This window comes from Rhizobium ecuadorense (assembly GCF_001187535.1).
GTDB lineage: Bacteria > Pseudomonadota > Alphaproteobacteria > Rhizobiales > Rhizobiaceae > Rhizobium > Rhizobium ecuadorense.
The window spans coordinates 1-246 of sequence record NZ_LFIO01001392.1; the positions used below are offsets into that span (position 1 = coordinate 1).

A 246-nucleotide genomic window follows, 5' to 3' on the forward strand; every position below is an offset into this window, starting at 1 on the left:
CCAGACAAGCCATTCGCGCAGGCACTGCCAAACCTGCCCGCGACGTTGCCTGGCTGACGAAACTGTTTCGGGACCGGACGGAAAAGATCGAGCCGGGTTTCGGGATCGAGAGGCTCACCCTTGTCGCCGTCATGGTAGAGCCATTGGAGGAGGCGCAGAAAGTCTCTGCTCTGGTCGAGGATGACATCACCGATGTGACACCGCTCATCGATATCTATGGAAATCGGGCCCACCGGGTATATCCGT

General features: G+C 58.5%; 1 pseudogene. It reads left to right on the forward strand.

Features of this window, described 5'->3' with window-relative positions:
- A pseudogene (locus AF337_RS29710) lies at window positions 1-246 on the forward strand (DNA polymerase Y family protein); the annotation flags it as partial.